Annotated in this window: 2 protein-coding genes; both read left to right on the forward strand. The window is 38.8% G+C overall.

The window, feature by feature from the left end; all coding sequences use genetic code 11:
* The coding region (gene tssM / locus CXF78_RS20310; RefSeq protein WP_102037769.1) for a type VI secretion system membrane subunit TssM at window positions 1-1,831 on the forward strand (1,831 nt) is incomplete at its 5' end.
* The coding region (gene tagF / locus CXF78_RS20315) for a type VI secretion system-associated protein TagF (protein ID WP_102037770.1) at window positions 1,813-2,449 on the forward strand (637 nt) is incomplete at its 3' end. The genes tssM and tagF, both read left to right, overlap by 19 nt.

Consider the following 2,449-nt stretch of genomic DNA (forward strand, 5'->3'; position numbering starts at 1 on the left):
TGAGCACCTTAACTACCTATATGAAACATTAAAAACCTATTTAATGTTGTATTTTCCTGAGCATTTTGACAAAAGTGATGTGCAAGTCTGGTTCTCCGCTTATATCGATAGAAACATTGTTGGTGATGTAAATGGTGAGGTTAGGAAAGAGCTAAATAAGCATATAGATACATTACTGTCTTTAGGGATTAGAGGTCATCAATATGACAGTATGACAGTTGATAGTGCTCGGATTAATTTGACCATGTTACCTCTGGTTGAGCGCGCATATCAGCGTTTAAAAAGTGATTTTTCAAACAGCAGTATCCCAGATTTTAAACTGGTTGATATTCTAAGCTTAGACAGTTTAGATGGTTTGGTGTTCACCAGTGGTCGCCAATTTAATCAAGGCATTCCTGGTCTTTATACTTTTAATGGTTTTCATGGCATTTTTAGTATAGAAAAGAATAAGATAATAAAGAACCTAACCGCAGACAGTTGGGTATATGGTGATGAGTTAGTTGATTTAGACGAACAAGCCAAAGCGCAGATTACTCAAGAGTTAGAAAACAGATACATTCGTGATTATATTTTCTATTGGGAAGATTTCTTAAGCGACCTTGCTATCAAACCATATTCAACACGTGAGGAAGCTGAGAGTGTTACTGCAGCGCTTGCTAGCCCAGATCAACCGATCAAAACCATTATTACAGCAGTTCAGAAAAATGTGAATTTAACTAAGCTTCCTGCCGATTCAAATAATTTAAAGGCCGCGGCGGAAGTGGCCGGTAATATTTCTGATGTTGCATTTCGATCTAAAAAAGCACGATTAAATAGGCTATTACCCGATACAGCAATAGAGTTAGATATTGATTTGCCGGGCAAGGATGTGGAATTTGCTTTTGCAGAATTGCTCAAAATAAATCCTGCTGACATTGATAAAATTCAAACGACATTGCGGGCTCTTAATCGAAACTACAATAAATTATCAATGCAGTTAGAAGGACAAGGTAACGTTGTTAATCAAGCCACAGAAGAAAGCTTTGCTCAACTAGGTTCTAGTTTATCGGAGCAATTGATGGATCTACCTTACCCAGTAAAAAATTGGTTAAGTGAAGTGGCTTATCGTACTCGCTCGTTTGCTAAATCCAATCAAAGTCAGCGTTTCAATGGTATTTGGCGTTCGCAAGTGTTGGCCGAATTCAATCGAGCGATCGCAGGGCGTTACCCATTTGACCGAAAATCGTCAGAAGATGTCAGACTAAAAGACTTCAGTAAGTTTTTTGGTTATGGCGGCACCTTAGATAAATTTTGGGATCAATACCTCGCTTCACATGTAGATACCAGCAAAAAACCTTGGCGTTTTAAGCGTAATATCGGCATTCGTAATGACATTTTAGAAATGTATCAACGCGCTGAAATTATTAAAGAAGCATTTTTCGAACCGGGATCTAAGCAGCCTATTGTTAACTTTTCATTAGAACCGGAATTATTAGATAGAAGTGTGAGTATGTTTTTATTCGAAATAGACAGCCAACAGCTGAAGTATCGACATGGTCCTACTCGCAAAGAATTATTTACGTGGCCTGGCCCTGGGGCAAATAACGAAACACGAATTGCATTTTCACCTCCTAACGGCGGACGCTCTATTAATAAGAAATATGAAGGTGAATGGTCATTCTTTAAATTATTAGATGAATTAAGTAAAAAACGTCCACAAACGAAAAAAGATGGCAAGTTACTCATCAATCTCAAAGGCTACAACGCTGTACTGAAATTGACCGCAAACAGTGTTAACAATCCATTTTGGATGGCAAATATGGAGAAGTTTAGATGTCCTGCGAACCTTTAACATCAGTAGGTTACTGTGGCAAAGTCCCCTCAAAAGGGGATTTTATTCAGCAGAACTTAAATGTTGATTTTCTTAAAAATTGGAATGACTGGTTACAAGCTGTTATTGCGGTGAGTAAAGAACAAACCGAACACAATTGGTTGGATTATTATCTGACGAGTCCCATATGGCATTTTTCGTTATCTGCCGGTGTGTGTTGCGACCAAGCTGTTGTCGGGACCGTCATTCCAAGTGTTGACCATGTTGGTCGCCATTATCCATTCACATTAGCCGGATTACATAATCAATCGGCTTTAAGAGGTTGGAAAGACAATCAATGGGTTGAAGTTTTTGAACAGAATATATTACAAGTGCTTGAAGATGATACTGTTCTCAGTAAATGGTTAGATACCATTACAAAAGAGACTTTAACTGTTGCCGCCAATAACGACAAGCTACTCGAGAGTGAATCGTTAGATCGCAACAAGAAAGCATGGGTATTTCAAGGCGACAATTCTCCTGATGTACTTTTATTACTGGACCAGCAATACAGAAAACGCTTCGATCGTTACAGCATTTGGTGGACAGAGGGCTCTGACGATGTTGAACCGTGCACGATTATTACGGAAGGCTTGCCAC

It is taken from the genome of Shewanella sp. 11B5, from assembly GCF_002836795.1.
Lineage (GTDB): Bacteria > Pseudomonadota > Gammaproteobacteria > Enterobacterales > Shewanellaceae > Shewanella > Shewanella frigidimarina.